This is a genomic window from Nocardia sp. NPDC051030 (assembly GCF_040683015.1).
Lineage (GTDB): Bacteria > Actinomycetota > Actinomycetes > Mycobacteriales > Mycobacteriaceae > Nocardia.
The window spans coordinates 167,798-184,687 of record NZ_JBFBCD010000004.1 but is presented as its reverse complement, the minus strand read 5'-3'; the positions used below and the strand labels follow the sequence as shown (position 1 = coordinate 184,687).

20 protein-coding genes are annotated in these 16,890 nt (G+C 65.0%); 11 read left to right on the top strand and 9 right to left on the bottom strand.

Going from position 1 to position 16,890, the window contains the following annotated elements:
- Window positions 1–60 precede the first annotated feature (60 nt).
- The 3 genes from AB0N05_RS14490 to AB0N05_RS14480 all read right to left on the bottom strand — a co-directional run bounded on the left by AB0N05_RS14490 (window position 61) and on the right by AB0N05_RS14480 (window position 3,308).
- Window positions 61–1,752, bottom strand: a complete 1,692-nt coding sequence (locus AB0N05_RS14490; protein WP_364692831.1) for a tetratricopeptide repeat protein — start codon at window positions 1,750–1,752, stop codon at window positions 61–63.
- A 62-nt stretch (window positions 1,753–1,814) separates the two neighbouring features.
- The gene (locus AB0N05_RS14485) at window positions 1,815–2,957 is read right to left on the bottom strand and encodes a hypothetical protein (protein WP_364692828.1); all 1,143 of its coding nucleotides are present in this window, start codon (window positions 2,955–2,957) and stop codon (window positions 1,815–1,817) included.
- 174 nt (window positions 2,958–3,131) lie between these two features.
- Entirely contained in the window at window positions 3,132–3,308 is a 177-nt protein-coding gene (locus AB0N05_RS14480; RefSeq protein ID WP_364692825.1) for a hypothetical protein, read from the bottom strand.
- 192 nt (window positions 3,309–3,500) lie between these two features.
- Here AB0N05_RS14480 and AB0N05_RS14475 point away from each other — a divergent pair, with 192 nt between their 5' ends.
- A complete protein-coding gene (locus tag AB0N05_RS14475; RefSeq protein ID WP_364692822.1) occupies window positions 3,501–4,388 on the top strand; it encodes an LLM class flavin-dependent oxidoreductase in 888 nt (295 codons plus the stop codon).
- A 108-nt stretch (window positions 4,389–4,496) separates the two neighbouring features.
- Window positions 4,497–4,874, top strand: coding sequence for a hypothetical protein (locus AB0N05_RS14470; RefSeq protein WP_364692819.1), 378 nt, complete (start codon window positions 4,497–4,499; stop codon window positions 4,872–4,874).
- 58 nt (window positions 4,875–4,932) lie between these two features.
- Here the strand turns inward: AB0N05_RS14470 and AB0N05_RS14465 are convergent, their stop codons facing one another.
- From AB0N05_RS14465 to AB0N05_RS14455, 3 genes are all read right to left on the bottom strand, one after another.
- Entirely contained in the window at window positions 4,933–5,829 is an 897-nt protein-coding gene (locus AB0N05_RS14465) for a bile acid:sodium symporter family protein (RefSeq protein ID WP_364692816.1), read from the bottom strand.
- Between the two features lie 219 nt (window positions 5,830–6,048).
- Window positions 6,049–6,273 (bottom strand): hypothetical protein, encoded by a 225-nt coding sequence (locus AB0N05_RS14460; RefSeq protein ID WP_364692813.1) that lies wholly within the window; start codon window positions 6,271–6,273, stop codon window positions 6,049–6,051.
- Window positions 6,270–6,575 carry a hypothetical protein gene (locus tag AB0N05_RS14455; RefSeq protein WP_364692810.1) on the bottom strand — a complete coding sequence of 102 codons (306 nt, stop codon included), beginning with the start codon at window positions 6,573–6,575 and terminating at the stop codon, window positions 6,270–6,272. Before AB0N05_RS14455 ends, AB0N05_RS14460 begins: the two co-directional genes overlap by 4 nt.
- Window positions 6,576–6,738: 163 nt before the next feature.
- Between AB0N05_RS14455 and AB0N05_RS14450 the strand changes: the two genes are divergently transcribed.
- Both AB0N05_RS14450 and AB0N05_RS14445 read left to right on the top strand, forming a co-directional pair.
- Window positions 6,739–7,971 (top strand): helix-turn-helix transcriptional regulator, encoded by a 1,233-nt coding sequence (locus AB0N05_RS14450; protein ID WP_364692807.1) that lies wholly within the window; start codon window positions 6,739–6,741, stop codon window positions 7,969–7,971.
- Window positions 7,972–8,017: 46 nt separating this feature from the next.
- Complete coding sequence (locus tag AB0N05_RS14445) at window positions 8,018–8,605, top strand: flavoprotein (RefSeq protein WP_364692804.1); 588 nt, start codon at window positions 8,018–8,020, stop codon at window positions 8,603–8,605.
- Here AB0N05_RS14445 and AB0N05_RS14440 read toward each other — a convergent pair.
- Window positions 8,602–8,952 (bottom strand): hypothetical protein, encoded by a 351-nt coding sequence (locus AB0N05_RS14440; protein ID WP_364692801.1) that lies wholly within the window; start codon window positions 8,950–8,952, stop codon window positions 8,602–8,604. The genes AB0N05_RS14445 and AB0N05_RS14440 overlap by 4 nt on opposite strands.
- Window positions 8,953–9,113: 161 nt before the next feature.
- On the bottom strand, window positions 9,114–9,869 hold the full coding sequence (locus tag AB0N05_RS14435; protein WP_364692798.1) for a GTP-binding protein: 756 nt from the start codon (window positions 9,867–9,869) through the stop codon (window positions 9,114–9,116).
- A gap of 126 nt (window positions 9,870–9,995) precedes the next feature.
- Here AB0N05_RS14435 and AB0N05_RS14430 point away from each other — a divergent pair, with 126 nt between their 5' ends.
- Complete coding sequence (locus AB0N05_RS14430; RefSeq protein WP_364694559.1) at window positions 9,996–10,418, top strand: OB-fold domain-containing protein; 423 nt, start codon at window positions 9,996–9,998, stop codon at window positions 10,416–10,418.
- A complete protein-coding gene (locus tag AB0N05_RS14425; protein WP_364692795.1) occupies window positions 10,411–11,610 on the top strand; it encodes a lipid-transfer protein in 1,200 nt (399 codons plus the stop codon). Before AB0N05_RS14430 ends, AB0N05_RS14425 begins: the two co-directional genes overlap by 8 nt.
- A 71-nt stretch (window positions 11,611–11,681) precedes the next feature.
- Here AB0N05_RS14425 and AB0N05_RS14420 read toward each other — a convergent pair whose 3' ends face one another.
- A complete protein-coding gene (locus tag AB0N05_RS14420; RefSeq protein ID WP_364692792.1) occupies window positions 11,682–12,032 on the bottom strand; it encodes a MerR family transcriptional regulator in 351 nt (116 codons plus the stop codon).
- Window positions 12,033–12,116: 84 nt separating this feature from the next.
- Here AB0N05_RS14420 and AB0N05_RS14415 point away from each other — a divergent pair, with 84 nt between their 5' ends.
- The 5 genes from AB0N05_RS14415 (at window position 12,117) to AB0N05_RS14395 (ending at window position 16,858) form a co-directional block, all read left to right on the top strand.
- Window positions 12,117–12,902 (top strand): amidohydrolase family protein, encoded by a 786-nt coding sequence (locus AB0N05_RS14415; RefSeq protein ID WP_364692789.1) that lies wholly within the window; start codon window positions 12,117–12,119, stop codon window positions 12,900–12,902.
- A gap of 134 nt (window positions 12,903–13,036) precedes the next feature.
- Window positions 13,037–13,918, top strand: a complete 882-nt coding sequence (locus tag AB0N05_RS14410; protein ID WP_364692786.1) for an alpha/beta hydrolase — start codon at window positions 13,037–13,039, stop codon at window positions 13,916–13,918.
- Between the two features lie 83 nt (window positions 13,919–14,001).
- Window positions 14,002–15,009 (top strand): helix-turn-helix domain-containing protein, encoded by a 1,008-nt coding sequence (locus AB0N05_RS14405; protein WP_364694556.1) that lies wholly within the window; start codon window positions 14,002–14,004, stop codon window positions 15,007–15,009.
- A gap of 235 nt (window positions 15,010–15,244) precedes the next feature.
- Complete coding sequence (locus AB0N05_RS14400) at window positions 15,245–16,243, top strand: YncE family protein (RefSeq protein WP_364692784.1); 999 nt, start codon at window positions 15,245–15,247, stop codon at window positions 16,241–16,243.
- A 57-nt stretch (window positions 16,244–16,300) separates the two neighbouring features.
- Window positions 16,301–16,858, top strand: coding sequence for a TetR/AcrR family transcriptional regulator (locus AB0N05_RS14395; protein ID WP_364692781.1), 558 nt, complete (start codon window positions 16,301–16,303; stop codon window positions 16,856–16,858).
- The last annotated feature ends 32 nt before the right edge of the window (window positions 16,859–16,890 follow it).

The following is a 16,890-nucleotide window of genomic DNA, read 5'->3' as shown; positions in this document are numbered from 1 at the left end:
CTACGATTCGTATTCAGTTGGCACCTACGGTGACCGAGCTGCCGCAGCTGCGGGCGATCCCTATCGGCCTAGGTCGTCGAGGGTGTGGGGTGGCCATGACTGCCACAGTTGTCTTGCCTGGGGGTGGCCGTGGGTCGAGGCTTGCTGCATCCAGTAGCTGGCGAGGTGGAACATCGAGGCTGGGTCGCCGTGCGTAGCGCCGCGACGGAGGAGCTCTTCGCCCTCGGATGGTCTGTCTGTCTCGATGTGGAGCTGGCCGAGGAGGGCGAAGGCCTCGTTCAGGCCGTGGTTGGCGGCCTCGGTCGCCAATTCGATGGGGTAGCCTCGCGTTCCGCCGCTGTTTCTCAGGAGTACGGCGAGTCTGAGCATGGCGTGGGGGTTGCCGCCGTCGGCGGCGCGTGTGTACCAGAGTTGGGCCTCTGCGTGCCGGTTGTGGGCCTCGGCCATCTGGGCTACGCGGAATTGGGCGGAGGTGTCGGCCTGCTCGTGGGTGGGGCAGAGCCAGCGTTCGGCTGCGGCGGTGTCGCCGGCCTGCCAGTAGAGGATGCCCAGCCGTGCGCTCGCCCCCTCGCAGCCGCAGGCGGCCGCGGCCTCCATCCATCCGGTGGCTTCGGTGAAACGCTCTTGCGTGCCCAGTAATTCGGCGAGATCGCTCATTGCGGTGGGGCTGCCTTGTTCGGCTGCTCGCTGCAGCCAGCGTTCGGCTTCGACGGGATCATTGTCCCTGAGTCGGCGTCGGTCGAGTGCTTCCATCGATTCGACGTCGCCGTCCTCGGCGCGGGTGCGCAACTCGAGTAGGGGATTCGGTGCAGTGACCGATGCCGCGATCGATTCCAGTTCCGGCCACAAGGCAGGCTCGTTCGTGAGTGCCATTGCGTGGACCAGCCCGCATCCATTCGGCAGCGCAACGATGAGTTCTCGTTTTTCGCCGGGATCGGAAGGGTTTTCGCGTCGTTGCACCCAAGCGTGACGTTCCCCGAACAGTGGCATGACGGGGCCGTCCGGTTGCGGCGGTGGCAGCACACGGGGGTGATTGCCTACATAGAAGTCGAATATCGTTGTGGTGCCGTTGAACGGGCTCATTCGATGGAGCCGGTATACCAGGAAGTCGGGTCCTGTCTGCAGGGTCGCCACCCATCCGATGGGAACTGTCATCCGTAATTCGAAGGGGTCGTCCGGTTCGGCGAGCGCTCGCACGCCTGCGGAAGTGTCGAGCCGTCGCGGTCCGGGGGCGAGTGTGGCGAGGATCCCGAGTACCAGTAGTCGAACGCCGTCGAAGTCGTGAGCCGTATTCGGCGACACGAGGAAACTCACAGTTTGAATGGTGGTATCCGGTTGCCGTACATACGCGGTCGCGACTTGAACGGCATCGGTGGTATCGATAGGCCGGTCGAGAATCCCGACCACCAACTCGACGCCGGCCTGCCCACGAACCGTTGAAATGGAAACCGGCGGATCCCAATAGCGCATGATCGAATGCGAGTCCGACACGAAATCCTCCGTGTAGTACTCGCAATCTTCCTTCGCGATCACCACCAACCGTTCGTCTCCGCTGTCGAGGACGGCGGTCGATGTCAGTTCCAGTGGTTCGGGACCATGCATCAGCGATTTGGGCCCTACCTGTCCGGCACCTGTTCCCAATGGCATGGCGGCCGTGAGACGCCCCGCCAGGAAGTCGATCGGGACCAGCCTCTGAACATTGTGGCCGTGGTACTTTCGGCCCAGCCCGCCGATCCCCTCCGCGTCGGACATGTACTCGATACTACGCGCCGGTCACCGGCGAGTTCGCTGATTCCGGTGTGCCGCAACCGAGCTCAGCGTTTGATCACGATTCGCGGGTTCACTGTGCGCATGTGTTCGATGGCTCTGTCCGGGATGAGGGCTCGGGGGCATACCGTCGGGCTCGTTGTGGTGACGACGGCGATGGGGCCTCGGATGTTTATCGAGCGGATTATCGAGTAGGGGGTTCGGCTGCGGGAATTCGTGAGTTGGAGTTCGACGGCGTCCGGGCCGTAGCGGACGGTCATGGGGTGGTGGGGTGGGACGGCGACGGCATAGCCTGCGGACATCTGCTTGATAGTCATGATCGACACGAGCGCCAGGAATGCGGCGACCACCGCTGTGAGGGAGAGAGCGAGCGCTAGCGCCTGTCCGGTGCGCCAGACCAGCGCGATGATGGCGAACGCGACGATGAGCATGCTGACGCCGGGGAGGAGGGGGCGTAGGGACTGCCGGGTGTAGGCGCGGGCCATTGCGCGGGCCGTGTCGGGTTCGGCGATGAAGGTGGCGGTTGGGTTCGCGATGCCTGGGATCGGCGGCAGCTCAGTGATATTCGGTGCGGGGGCCGGAGCGTTGCCGCGTGTCGCTGCGGTGATGAGGGCGATGCTCCAGTCCGGGAACAGTTCTCGTGGGAATCCACCTAGCGCGTTCCCTACGCGCAAGATCACGGTATCCGGACGGTCGTTGAAGACGGCCCGGATGCGCGTGTAATGGAACCGTGCCCGGCCCCGTTCGGTGCTCAAGTCGAAGGCCTCGGGGCCGAAACGAACGGCCAGCACTGTGCCGGGTATGTAACTGGCCCGAGCTGTCAGCGCGTACTTCCGCGCTCGGCGTGCGTGGCTCAGCAGCAAGGAAACCCATGCCGACCCGATGACCGCCACGCCCAGCGCGGCACCCTTTCCGCCCAGGAAGAGTGTCAGCACCCCTGCTATTCCGCCCCACAACAGGGCGAACCACAACCAGGTCCACGCACTGCGGAGCATCCGTCCCGCCAGTGCGTCGCCAATCCGCAGGGCCGTGTCCTCGCCAACGGTGAACACCGCATGCGGTTGCTCCAATGCCGGGATCGGCGGCAGCGGGCCGAATTCCGCCACGGCGGTCCCGCCCGAATACTCCGACGGCCGCAGGTTCTGCTCCCAGCCCGGGTACTGCTCAGGGCTGTTTTCACCTTCACTCACGCGCCGAGCCTAATGACACGTCCGCCGAATTGCTGGCCAGGCGGATGGCACACGCGGTGAACCGGACCACGACCTCGGGGGTGCTGTCACCAGTGCACCCGCGCTTCGCGCTAGTCCTGCTCCGTCTCCGCCGAGCCGCCGACTAGTCCCGCCGACGCTCCGGCAGTGCCGGTCTTACAAGTCGGTGCGGCCGGGGGTGTCCAGCGCTGCCAGTGCGGCCCGGCGTAGTTGAGCGACCTGCACGTCGAATCGTGAGTGCCCCCACATGGAGCGCTCTCGGCGTGCGGGCTTGGTGAGAACTGCGGACTCCCCGACCATGGTCGAGTGGAATCCGATCGGGTTCGTCGACATGTGCTTGCCTCCCGGCTTCAGCCCGATTCCACAATGGCCCGCTTGGCGGGAGTACCCACAATCGGCCGAGCCGAATCCGGCCGATCTGTCAGAGCTCTCGTGACAACCGGCCGGTAGCGAGCTCGGGCTGGGTTCGAGTGGGCAGCGGCGCGAGTGCTGACGGCGCGCTGACGGGGCTGGCATGATCGCGGTGTGAATCTACGATTCGGTATTCAGTTGGCCCCGACGGTGACCGAGCTGCCGCAGCTGCGCGCGATGGCCGAGGTGGCGGACCGGGAGGGGCTGGATCTGCTCGGGATTCAGGATCATCCGTATGCGGGTGGGCTGGCTGATACGTTTGCGGTGATTGCCACGGTGTTGGCGGAAACTGAACGGTTGCGGGTGTTTCCGGATGTGGCGAGCCTGCCGTTGCGGGGGCCTGCGATGTTGGGGAAGCAGGCTGCGACATTGGATCTGCTCAGTGGTGGGCGGTTCGAGCTTGCTTTGGGGGCGGGGGCGTTTTGGCCTGCGATCGGTGCCATGGGTGGGCCGGTGCGGTCGAATCCTGAAGCGCTGCAAGCGCTCGAGGAGGCCACCGCGATTATCCGGGCCATGTGGCTGCCGGGGACGAAGGTGAAAGTCGAAGGCGCGCAGTACATCGTGAAGGGTGTGCAGGCCGGGCCCGCGCCCGCGCATCCGGTCGGGATCTGGTTCGGCAGCGTTGGGCCGAAGGCTAATGCGCTCACCGGGCGGATTGCCGACGGGTGGGCCGCGCCGATTCCGCATTATCTGCCGTATGAGAAATGGCAAGGGACGCAGGAGATCATCTCTGCTGCCGCGATCGATGCGGGACGTAAGCCGACCGATATCACCCGGATGGCGCAACTCGTCGGAACGATCACCGATACTCCGGGACCGGTTACGTTGCGTGGCGAGGAACCGATCCGCACCGATGCTGTGGGCTGGGCCCGCATTCTGGCCGATCTCGCCATGGAGACCGGCTTCGACACCTTCGTATACTGGCCGGAATCCGCCGACGACACGCAGCTTCGCCGGTGGATCGGTGACGTCGTTCCCGCCACCCGGGCCTTGTGCGACTGACCATCCCGAATGCCCATTCGCTGTCGATTCCTGCACCGTCACGGCGGCGGCACCTGCCGTAAGCTCGTAAGGTGCAGGAAAGGGTGACACCTCGGAAGGCCGGGCGCGATGACCGCGGCGCGTGAAGTTCCCGATCCGTGGTCGGCCACTCGCGGCACCGTGCACTGGGTTCCCGCCCGTGGATTGGCCAACGGGCTGAACGCCCGTGCTTGGGGAGTTCTCGCCGATCTCACCGAATCACAGGTCTACAGAGTGCTTTTCGCGCTGACCGATGCGGGAATCGCGGGCTACGTCGTACCGGTGCGCGCGACCATCCTCGAGCCTGGCGATCCGGATGTAGCTTGGCGTCTCTGGGTCGATCTCCCGCAGTTCCGCGCGGCGGAAGACTTATTGATGGAGTTGCTGCGCTACGGCCGCCCGCGCCGCCCGCCGAACCCGGCGCAGCGTCGCCGCCGTCGAGTGCCCCTGGTCCGCAAGTCACGGTGAGTGGAGTTCGCGCAGGACACGAGGCCCGGGGGCGCATCGACAGCGGCGGTGAGTTCGGTCAGACGGTGCCGGTCACGGTTTGCTGGGGTGTGGGTTGGGTGCGGCGGGCGGTTCGGGCCAAAAGGTAGGCGGCTGCGGCGGCGGGGATATTCATGAGGACGCCGTAGACGGCGCCGGGGACGGCCATGGTGTCGTTGTGGAGGACCGAGGCGGCTACCGCTATCGCGATGGCGCCGTTGTGGACGCCGATTTCCATGGCTGAGGCTATGGCTTGGTCGGTGTCCACGTTGAGGAGCCTGGGGGCGAAATAGCCTACGGTCAGGCTGATTACGGCAAAGAGCAGGCAGATCGAGGCCAGTTTGCCGATGTTGTCGGTGAGGGCGTCGAAGTTTTTCGCTATGGCTGCCGTGACCACCAAGGCCAGGACTGCGATCGACAGGATTTTCACGTTGCCGCGCATGCGTTCCGACCAGGCGGGGTAGCGGCGGTGGACGTACATGCCGATGGCGACGGGGACCAGGACGATCGCGAAGACCTGGGCAAACTTGTCGGGGCGGATACCGATGGAGTCGGCGTCGTCCAGGAACAAGCCGAATGAGATGGCCAGGACCAAGGGCAGAGTGAAGACCGCGAGCACCGAATTCACCGCTGTCAGAGTGATATTGAGTGCGACATTGCCACCGGCTATGTGGCTGAACAGGTTTGCCGAGGGGCCGCCCGGCGAGGCCGCGAGCAACATCATTCCAGCGGCGAGAGCTCCGGTGAGCCCGAACAGGTAGATGAGACCGAGGCAGACCGCCGGGAGTAGCAGCATCTGGCATACCAGGGCGATCACCGCCGCCTTGGGATAGCGCAGGACACGCGCGAAATCGTCCACGGTCAGCGTCAAGCCGAGTCCGAACATGATCAACCCCAGGGCGATTGGCAGTAGTACCGCGAAAACCGTTGAACCCATGTGGATCTCCTCTTCCGTGCCGCATCAACCCCGGATGAAGACGTTAGTCATCGCCACGGCCGAGCGCGAGCCCGGAGAGATGGTGGCTCTGCGATCCGATAGGTCGTCAACTCGAGTGCGTGCTCTGGCTGACAGAAGTCAAGATGGGACGGCAGCAACCTCCCTGGTTCGCAGACGGACCAATGGTGGGCGGACGCCGCACAGCGGATCATCGCCAATTCATCCGAACTGCCTGCGCTTGGCTGCCAGTGCTGAACGTCCGCGGGCGCTGATCTGCCAACGGCTGCGGTTCAGAGTGGGCACAACCAATCCGCGGGCCATCAACTGGCCCAGAGCATTACGGGTGCTCCAGCCGGTGAGTACGGCCTCATGCTGGATCTGCGTGGCTGACAGCGGTTCGGAGGAGGCCAGCACTCTCAGCACTGCGAACTCTGCGGTCTTCATGCCCCGGCTCCCGTTGCTACATTGCGAGTGAAAGACATTCGTGGACAAACTGTTTCGATATCGGCTAGGTGTTTCATTCGATCGAGGGTCGGAGCATCGAGGTGGGTCGGCGCGGGCGTGATTACGGCGTCCACGTCGGCGGTGCGCGTCGTGTCGATCACGCCGACTGCGGTGTTGTCCGGTGGCCAAACCAGCGCATAGCCAAGAGATCGAGCCAGTCGCCGGACTTGGGCGCTGTCCCATTCCGGTGCGGTGCTGATGTCGTAGTCGATCCATCCGAGTGCGGTCGGTCGGTATCTCATGGTTCGCCCTCCTTGAAATGCAGAACGACCGCCGGAGGCGCTGCGTCGCGAACAATCGACCTGGCGGCGGTGCTGGAGATAGCCTGGCAGTGCAATCAGCGGAAACTGTCCCGTAGCGGGACACATGTCGGACTGAGCCGAAGGCACCGGCGAGGAAATGCGGATGAGCGAAAGTCACGGCTATGACGAAGGCCGATACGTCGGCCGACAGGTTCGCATCATCCGTGCTCGGCGCGGGATTTCCCAACAGGTACTAGCGGACCGGATCGGCGTCAGTCGAGGCGCTATTGCGAAGTACGAGAACGGCGAGCGGCCGGTGGATTCCCGCAAGGTTCTCTACGCCCTGGCGCAAGCTCTCGGGGTCACTGTTGGCGACTTGACCGGACAGGAGCAGGATCGTCTCGACCCATGTGCGAAGGGGTTCCATGCCGCGGTGCCGGCAATTGAACTCGCGCTGTGGACACATGGAAATACGACGCCGACTGGTGATCCGCGCACACTGGGAGAACTTGCCGGGCTGGCACACCAGGCAGCTGAGTTACGCCACGCCTGCGACTACGCGTCGCTCGGCCCCATGCTCGCTCCGATGCTCACCGACTGCTATCGGCATATTGATGGCAAGACAGAGGCAGAGTGCGAGAGGGCTTGGGATGCATTGGCGGCCATAGCGTTCACGACAGCGGCAGCGCTGAAGGCGCGCGGATACGCCGCGCTCGCCTGGACTGCGGTGCAAGAGGTCGAGCGAGCGGCTCAAAACCTCGGCGGCACAGCTGCGGTCGCTGCGGCAGGATTCACCCGCAGTCAGATTCTGCTTTCGCGTCCCGGCTCGTTGCCAGCTGCACTCGAGATCGCTGAACGCGCAGCAGCCCTGCTCGAGCCGCAGGTGAGGACGCGCGGCGAGGTCGAGACCTACGGAATGCTGCACCTCCAATCAGCACTTGTCTCGGCCGCGCTCGGCGGCGATCCCAATGCGCACCTCCACGAAGCAGCCGAACAGGCGGCTCGGCTCGACCACGTACCGGCAGGCGGATCACTCGTCCGCAATGTCACCTTCGGACCGGAAAACGTCGGGCTGTGGCGCATGTCTGTAGCGATGGAACGCCGTGAGTCGGGCAAAGTGCTGGAGTTGGCCTCAGAACTCGACTCCGAATCCATTTCCGTGCAGGGTCGGCGGGCACAGTACTTCGTAGAAATCGGTCGCGCCCATGCTCTGGAGCGTGACTACAAGCAGTCGCTCTACGCATTATTACGGGCCGAATACGCTGCACCGCAGCAGGTTCGAAGCATGAACGTGGTACGCGAACTGGTCGGTCATATGATGCGTACCGCTCGGCGTGACTTGACGACAGGCGATCTCGGACGGCTCGCGAAACGAGTAGGCGTCGCGCCGGCGTAGCTCGCTGAAACCGCCGATACAAGAGCGAACCTGACACCATTGGTGCATGAACGATCAGGGACAGCCAGTCCTGTATGCCGTCGTGACCGGCGCACCCGTCGCTCGCGACGTCGGCACGCTCGTGGACCTGGCGCAGGCTGCCGGATGGGATGTCTGCGTGGTGGCGTCGCCGAACGGTCTCCGCTTCATCGACGCCGACAGGCTGAGCGCCAAGACCGGATATCCGGTGCGCAGCCAGTACAAGGAACCCGACGCACCCGACATGCTTCCGTCAGCCGATGGAATGATCGTCGCGCCGATAACGTCGAATTCACTCGCCAAGTGGGCCGTGGGCATCTCCGACACATTGCCGCTCGGCCTGCTGGTCGAGGCCGTCGGCTGGGGGCTGCCCGTGGTGGCGGTGCCGTTCGTCAACCGAGCACTCTTCGACTTTCCTCCGGTAGGGCAAGCTGCTCAGAAGCTTTCGGAGTGGGGCGTGACTGTTCTAACCGAAGATCCGCCCCACGAGCCGCGTACCGGAGGTGCTTACCGCGAACGGTTTCCGTGGTCGGATGCCTGGCAAGCGCTCCTCGACCATCCCGGACTCACGGCGCGAAAAGTACGCAATGAGGACCAGCCCTGGCAACCGTCCTAGGTTCGGTCTGCTCTGCGGTCCAGTCGTCGAGCGTGGCGTGGCGATAGCCTTGTGGCCCAGCCGAATAGATAGTGATAGCGGTTGGTCGGTTGTGCGGCCAGCAGTTCCTCGATTCGAGCCCACGGGATGACGGCACGGAAGGCTCCGCACTGGCTGGCCAGGTTCTGCCCGGCCGCCTCGACACGAGTCATGGCCTCCTGTAGGCGGATTGGGTCCTCACCCAATGCTTCCGCCAGCCAGAGCAGCCCGGGCGCGCACTTGAACTGGGTGTAGAAGGTTCTTGCATCTTGGCCGGGGTTCGTGCGTTCGTAGTAGCCGGGGCCGTCGTAGTCAGCCAGCCAGCCCAAGAGGTGGTCACGTTGGCTCGGCCACTTCGACTGGGGTCCGGGGTGCGCGTGTTCGTATGCGTCGGTGATCGGTTGTCGCGCCGGGAATCTCTTTATCACTGCTCGAAGTTCTTGTGCCGAAATCGACATTCTGCATCCACTCTGGCCGCTGACGGCGTCCGTTAATAATCCAGGGCGTGTTCTGGTTGGCAGACATCCAGGGGGGACGGCAGATAGCGGACGATGGCGTCCAGGAGTGGGGTCGGGTCGTCGCTTCCGGGGGCTGCGCCGCAGAGGACGGGGACGACCTCACCGATGCGGGTGAGGGTGCGGATGCGGCGGTGTAGTTGAGCGGGTGGGATGTCCCGCAACGGGCCTGCGGGGGTCTGGTCCAGCACGGTGTCGATGAGCGTGCGGTACCAGTGTTCGGCGACTATCCAATGGGGGCCGAAGAACTCGGCGGCGAGCTCCTCGAGGGACCACATGGGGATGAGGTCGATGCTGCCGTCGAAGTCGGGGCCGGTGCCGAGGGGGATGTGGAGCGGCAATGGCACCGCGCCGCGAGTCTCGGCGATGGTGCGGATGCAGCGATCGAAGTCGGCGGCGGGGTGATCGAGGGAGGTGATCACGCACAGCCGGGCGACCTGGTGATCGTCGGCAACGCTCAGCATGGTGTCGAGTCTCGGAGTGCTGTTCGCGGCGTTCACGACTGCGATCAGCCCGTCGGCCACCCGGATGGATCGTTCCAGATCGGCCATGGGGGCGTGGCTCGAGAGCTCGGCCACCCGAATCGTGTGCTCGACACGATCTGTTGCCCAGCGCAGCGACGTGGTGCCGGAACCGTGGAGGAGTCGCTGGGCCAGCCGGGCCGTGTCGGTGGGATGCCCGATGATCGTGACATTGCGGATCGACTGCGGGTCAATAGCTTTGGTGCCCATGGGGTGCGGTGCTCCTCGTTCCGCCCTCACCGTACCTCCGGGTGCGCGGCGAGGGAGCAGATTTCCGCCCCAAAATAGAACGTGTTCCTATAGCGTCGGGGTGTGCAGAAAGAACAACGCCCCGCTGTGGCCGACTGGTTCACCGCGGATGACGGTGTGGTGCGTCTCAAGGGAAGTCGCTGCAATGACTGCGGCACACCGTACTTCCCGAAGAACACGCTGGCCTGCCGTAATCCGCAGTGCGACGGCGCGAAGGACGGGTCCGAGCTCGCCGAGTACCTGTTCTCCACGCGTGGACGGATCTGGTCGTACGCGGATGCGCGGTACAAGCCGCCACCGCCGTACGTGTCGCCGGATCCGTTCGTGCCGTATGTGGTCGCGGCCGTGGAGCTCGAGGTCGAGCAGATGGTGATTCTCGGGCAGGTCGTGCGGGAATTCACCGTGGATGACCTGGCCGTGGGGATGCCGGTCGAGCTCACCGTGGGCACGCTGTTCGAGGACGAGGAAGCCGAGCACACGGTGTGGATGTGGAGGCCGGTCAATGACTGAGACGAATCGCGATATCGCCGTCCTCGGCGCGGGCATGCACCCGTGGGGCAAGTGGGGGCGGAACTTCGTCGAATACGGGCTGGTCGCGGCGCGCGCGGCGCTGGCCGACGCGGGGGTGGACCACCGCGATGTCGGCTATATCGCGGGCGCGGACACCATCCGCAATGGCTATCCCGGGTTCGTCTCCGGTGCGACGTTCGCTCAGGCGCTGGGGTGGTCCGGTGCGCGGATCTCGAGCAGCTACGCCGCCTGTGCCTCCGGCGCGCAGGCCATTGCCAATGCCCGCGCGCAGATTCTGGCCGGGTTGTGCGAGGTGGCGCTGGTGGTCGGCGCGGATACCACTCCGAAGGGCTTCTTCCAGCCGGTCGGCGGTGAGCGGCGCGACGATCCGGACTGGCTGCGATTCCATCTGCTCGGTGCGACCAACCCCATCTACTTCGCGCTGTACGCGCGCCGCCGGATGGCATTGCACGGTGCCACGCTCGATGATTTCGCCGCGGTCAAGGTGAAGAACGCCAAGCATGGGTTGAACAACCCGAATGCGCGGTATCGCAAGGAGGTTTCGGCGGAGGAGATCGCCGCCTCGGCGATCGTGTCGGATCCGCTGCGGCTGCTCGACATCTGCGCGACCAGCGACGGCGGGGCCGCGCTCGTGCTCACGTCGATGGATTACGCACGCCGCCATGGCATTACCGACCCGGTGCGCATCAAGGCGTTGTCGACCGTCACGCCGACATTCCCGAAAACCGTTCTCGATCTGCCGGATTTCGCGACGGACTCCGCCGTGGCGGTCGAAACGCCTTCGCGCACATTCCGTTCCGCCATCGCCCACGCCGCGTACGAAGAGGCCGGGCTCGGACCCGATGACCTGTCCTTCGCGGAAGTCTATGACCTCTCCACCGCACTGGAATTGGACTGGTACGAGGACATCGGGCTTTGTGAAGTCGGCGGTGCGGAAGCGCTACTGCGCAGCGGTGCAACAACATTGGGTGGACGCATCCCGGTGAACCCCAGTGGTGGACTGGCCTGCTTCGGTGAGGCCATCCCCGCACAGGCCATCGCGCAGATCTGCGAGCTCACCTGGCAGTTGCGCGGTCAGGCCGACGGCCGTCAGGTCGACAATGCCCGCGCGGGCATCGCCGTGAACCAAGGCCTTTTCGGGCACGGATCGGCAACCATCGTCACGCGCTGATCCCTGGTTCCAGCGCTACTCTCCGAAAACCCAGGCCATGCCTGGGTTTTCGGCCATCTCCACCCTGATGTTCAGGGCAGATCGGGAGATCGCAGGGCGGAGGCTATGCGCCCGCGAAGGGTCGTCAGGGTGCCGATTTGGGTATCGATGGCGGTCAGGCGTCGCTCGAGGACCGTGCGCGCAGCCGGGCAGGACGGCGTGTCGGGCTGGTCGCCCAGGCAGGGCAGCAGGTCGGTGATCTGTGCGACGGTGAGGCCGAGGCCCAGCAGGGCTTGGATCTGCTGGACGCGCAGAACCTGTCCGAGATCGAAGTCCCTGTAGCCGTTGGTGTCTCGGGTGCTCGTCACGAGTCCGGCGTTCGCGTAATGGCGGACCATGCGCGGGGTTACCCCGGCGTGTTCGGCGATTTCCCCGATCAGCATTGGCTCACCCTTCGGCTTGACCTTGACACCAATGTCAAACCATATCGTCGCGGTATCGCTCCGAACAATCCCCCTGGAGGGCCCGTGACCATAGACATCCACGCCCACGTAACCGACGACCTCGAGCAGCGCCTGGCCGCCGATCAGCAAGCCGGAATAGACCTGACGGTCCTGCTGTCCACCCGGGTACATCCCGAACGCGCCCGCACCCCGGCCGAGGTGCGCGCCGAATTCGCGGCCTTGCAGAACGTGATCGCGGGTACTCCGGTGGATGCGACCGCGTTCACCGGTCCCGCCGAGGAACTGCGCGCCGCACTCGACGCACACCCGGGCCGAGTGGTGGGGATGGCCGCGGCACCACTGAGCCTGGATGCGCAAACCCTCATCGCCTTCGTCGACGAGCAGCTACGGCACCCCGCGATGGTCGGAATCGGCGAGCTCACACCCGCTCCCGGTGCGGGCCAGGCGATTCTCCCCATCGTCCGGCTCGCCGATGACCACGGCGGATTGCCGGTGCTCACCCACGGTTTCGCCCCCAATACCGATGCCGATCTGCGCGCCTACGCCGACATCGCCCGGCGGCATCCCCGTGTCCCGGTCATTATCGGCGCATTCGGCGGACTGCACGCCATGCTCGCGATCGACCTCGCCCGCGAGGTGGACAATCTCTACCTCGACCTGTCCAGCGCCCTGCAAGCATTCGTGCTCGGGGCCGCGATCCGCGAGCTTCCGACCAAATGCCTGTTCGGCTCCAACACTCCCTACGGCGTGCCGACCGCCTCGCTGGCCACCATCCACAGCGTCATCGATGACCGGAGCCTCCTCGCCGCGGTACTGCACGACAATGCCGCCGGATTGTTGAAGCGCTGAACGCGGGCGTCAGGGACTGACGAAATCGGCCGGGTGGCTGACGGTCTCGGCCTTCGCTATCGGCCACGGGGAGTTCTCGGCGTTCAATTTCAGCAGGTCGCAGGTGCGGCTGACTTCGCTGGAAGGGAATGACAATGACCGAGTATGTGACGCTCGAGCATGGACGGCTGGCTTGCGATGTGGTGGGGGAGGGGCCGCTGGTGGTGTTGTCGCACGGGATGGGGACCATGCGGCAGGAGTTCCGGCATCTGGTCGGGCCGTTGGTCGCGGCCGGGTATCGGGTGGTGAATGTGGATATGCGCGGGCATGGGGAATCCAGTCTCGACTGGCCTTCGGAGACGGGGAAGGCGGCTATCAGTCGGACCGATGTGGCGCGGGACTTGATCGGTGTCATAAGGCATTTCGGCGGTCCGGCCGTGATTGTCGGGCATTCGCTGTCGGGTGGGGCGGCGACCATTGCGGCGGCTGAGGCCCCGGAATTGGTGAGTGCGATCGTCGAGATCGATCCTTTCACGCTGGCGCAGAGTTTCCATGTTGGAGCCTTGTTCACCAGTCGCCGGTACCGGCGCGGGATGGTGCGGCTGGGGCTCACCCTGACGATGAAGACCTTCCCCTGGTGGCGGCGGTATCTGGACGTGGCGTACCCGACCAAGCCCGCCGACTACGACGCGTACATCGCCGGACTCGGGGACAAGCTTGCCGAGCCCGGGCGCTGGGCGGAATTCATGAAGACCGGGGAGACCACCCCGGTGGACGCACATGCCCGGCTGGCGGATGTGCATTGCCCGGCGCTGGTGATCTTCGGTGCCGAGGACCCGGATTTCGCCGATCCCGAAGCCGAGGCGAATGCCATCGTGGCTGCGATGCCGCACGGCTTGGGTCGCGTCGAGATGGTCGACAATGGCGGGCATTACCCCCACGCACAGTACGCGGATCGTGTTGCCGTGGTGCTGATTCCGTTCCTGGAACAGCATGTGGCGCGCAACAGGAAGTCCGAGATCGGGCGCGTCGGCTGATGTGGGCGCCGGGACGGGCCGGTCGATCACCGCGGCGCGAGGCGATCGACCAGCCCGTCTGCCGTCACGGTTACCCGTTGACTGTGGCGGCCATGATCGTCGACTGCGATGATGGCGGAATGCCCACGCCGCGCACCATTGTCTTCGTCGCCTACGAGGGCATGCAGCTGGTCGAATTGGCCGGGCCGATGGATGTTTTCGGGTTCGTCAACGCGCTCGCCGCGCAACCGGTGTACCGGCTGGTGACGGCCTCACCGGAGGGGCGTTCGATCAAGGTCGACGGCGGTTTGACCATTGCGGTCGAGCATTCCCTGCAGGATCTGGCGGCCTCCGAGGAGGAGATCGACACGCTCTTGGTCGTGGGTGGCTGGATCTCCGGGCCGGTGTCGGCCGAGGTGGTGCGCGAATTGCCTGCTCTGGCTCGCAAATCCCGTCGAGTGACGTCGGTGTGCTCCGGTGCTTTGCTGCTCGCGGCCGCCGGTTTGCTCGACGGTTACCGGGCAACCACCCACTGGGGTACGACCGATCGGCTGGCGCGCACCTATCCGCGCGTGACCGTCGAGCCCGACCGCATTTATGTCCACGATCGCAATCGCTGGACGTCAGCGGGCGTCGCCGCCGGTATCGATCTCGCCCTGGCCTTGGTCGAGGACGATCTCGGCCGCGAAATGGCTCAGCAGGTCGCGCGCGCATTCGTCGTCTTCACCCGTCGCTCCGGCGGGCAGGCCCAATTCAGCGCTCAACTTCGCGCACAGCCCGCCCGGACTCCGGCCATTCGCGCCGTCCAGCAATGGCTGCCCGACCACCTCGACGGCGATCTGGCGATCTCGGCTCTGGCCGAACGCGCGGGCATGAGCGAACGCAATTTCGCCCGCGCCTTCCGCGCCGAAACCGGAAGCACCCCAGCCGCATTCGTCGAAGACCTCCGTATCGAGGCCGCCCGCCGGCTACTGGAATCCACCGAACTCACCATTACCGCCATTGCCCGCGCGGTCGGCTACCGGCACGGCGAAACTCTCCATCGAGTCTTCACCCGCCGACTCTCCACCACCCCCGAGCGCTACCGCCAAAACTTCGCGGCGGCCCACTAGCGCTCAGCCCTTCATTCGGTGATCTGGATCAGATTGCCGCTGGTGATCTGGAGGGTGTCGTCGCCCAGCGGGTTCCGATGACCCGCATACCCATAAGAGCGATCAACCGGGAAAAGGATTCGCGGACTCGGCCACCTGTTAAGCGGATCGCAAGCCCAGCGGAGGGCGTCGCCGCCATTATCGATTCGGGTGGTGGGATTCCGCCGCCGGTCTGCGCGTGAGGGAGGAAGCTCGGATGGCGTCATTCAGGTTGGCCGTGTGCGGGCTGGTGCTCGGGGCGGCGGTGATCGCGAGTTGTTCGACCGATAGCGCGGAAAAGGTCGATCCCGCAACGAAAATCGCCGCGACCATTCCGATCGAGGGGACGATTCGGCAGGTTGCGGTCGATCCGGAGTCGCATTCGCTGTTCGTCAGCGATTTCGAGGGGCTGGTGTGGGTTGTCGATACGCAGACCGACAAGGTGACCGGCAAGATCGAGACCGGGGACGGGGCACAGGGATTGGCGATGGATCTCGGGTCGCACACCCTGTATGTAGCCAACTATCAGGTCGGGACCGTCTCGGTGATCGACACCATCGACAAGAAGGTCACCGGCACCCTCGACGCCGGTGCCCACCCGGACCGGCTGGCGTTCGACTCGGGGACGCACACTCTCTACGCCAGCCATTTCGGCGGTGAAGACCTCACGGCCGTCGACACACTCACCAAGCAGGTCAAGGCCACCATTCCGCTCGGGGACTACACCAACGATCTGGCGATCGATCCCGGTTCGCACCGGTTGTACGTGGCGAACTTCAATACGGCGAAGCTGAGCGTGATCGACACCCAGAGCAACAGGATCGATTCCACGATCGAATACGGTGGCCAGCCCCGGGGCGTGGCCGTAGCCCCGGATACGCAGCGGTTGTACACCGCGAACGCGAATGGCTCGGTGACGGTGCTCGACGCGAAGACGAAACAGTCGATCGCCACCATGCCGGTCGGCGAGGAACCCGTCCACCTGGCGATCGACGCCGCGGCGCACGCGGCCTATGTGGTCAACAATGACGGCCTCGCGAAAGAGAACGGCGGCGACGGCGGCCCGATCTCAGTGATCGACACCGACAAGAATGCCTCGATCGCAACAGTTCTGGTCGGCGACAGCCCCCAAGCCGTAGCCATTGACCCGACCTCCCACAAGGTCTACATCCTCGTCTTCCTGACCGGCAATGTGACGGTGCTGGAACCGGCCTGAAGAGTAGGGCTTCGGGGGGATTGACAGGAATATGTAGGTCGGTCTACTTTTTCTGACATGGGACAGAAGGGTGCCGAGACGCGGGATCGGTTGCTGGACGCGACGCAGGAGCTGGTTGAGGTCGGTGGATATTTCGGGGCCGGGCTCAATCAGGTGGTTGCGGTCAGCGGTGCGCCGCGGGGGTCCCTGTACTTCCACTTTCCCGGGGGGAAGGACCAGCTGGTCGGGGAATCCGTGCGGCGGGGCGGGCGGGCGATCGGCGATTCCCTTGGGGCGCTTGCTGATTCCGATGTCTCGGCGGCGGAGTTGGTAGCGGCGATACTGCGGTATCTGGGCGATCGGCTGGAGGAGTCGGACTGGCGGAAGGGCTGCCCGGTGGCGACGGTGGCGCTCGAAACGGCCGCTACCAATGACTCGCTTCAGGCGGCGTGCTCCGAGGTTTACACCTCGTGGGAGGACGCCCTGCGGGCCGGGCTGGCTGATCGGCGGGACGCCGAGGATCTTGCCGTCACCATCCTCGCCCTGATCGAAGGGGCACTGCTGCTGGCCAGGGTGCATCGCAGTCGGGAACCGCTGACCCGTGTCGCGCGGCAGATCGCTGTGTGGCTGCACTGACCTGAGCTTCGGCGATTTTGCCGGGCTCTTCT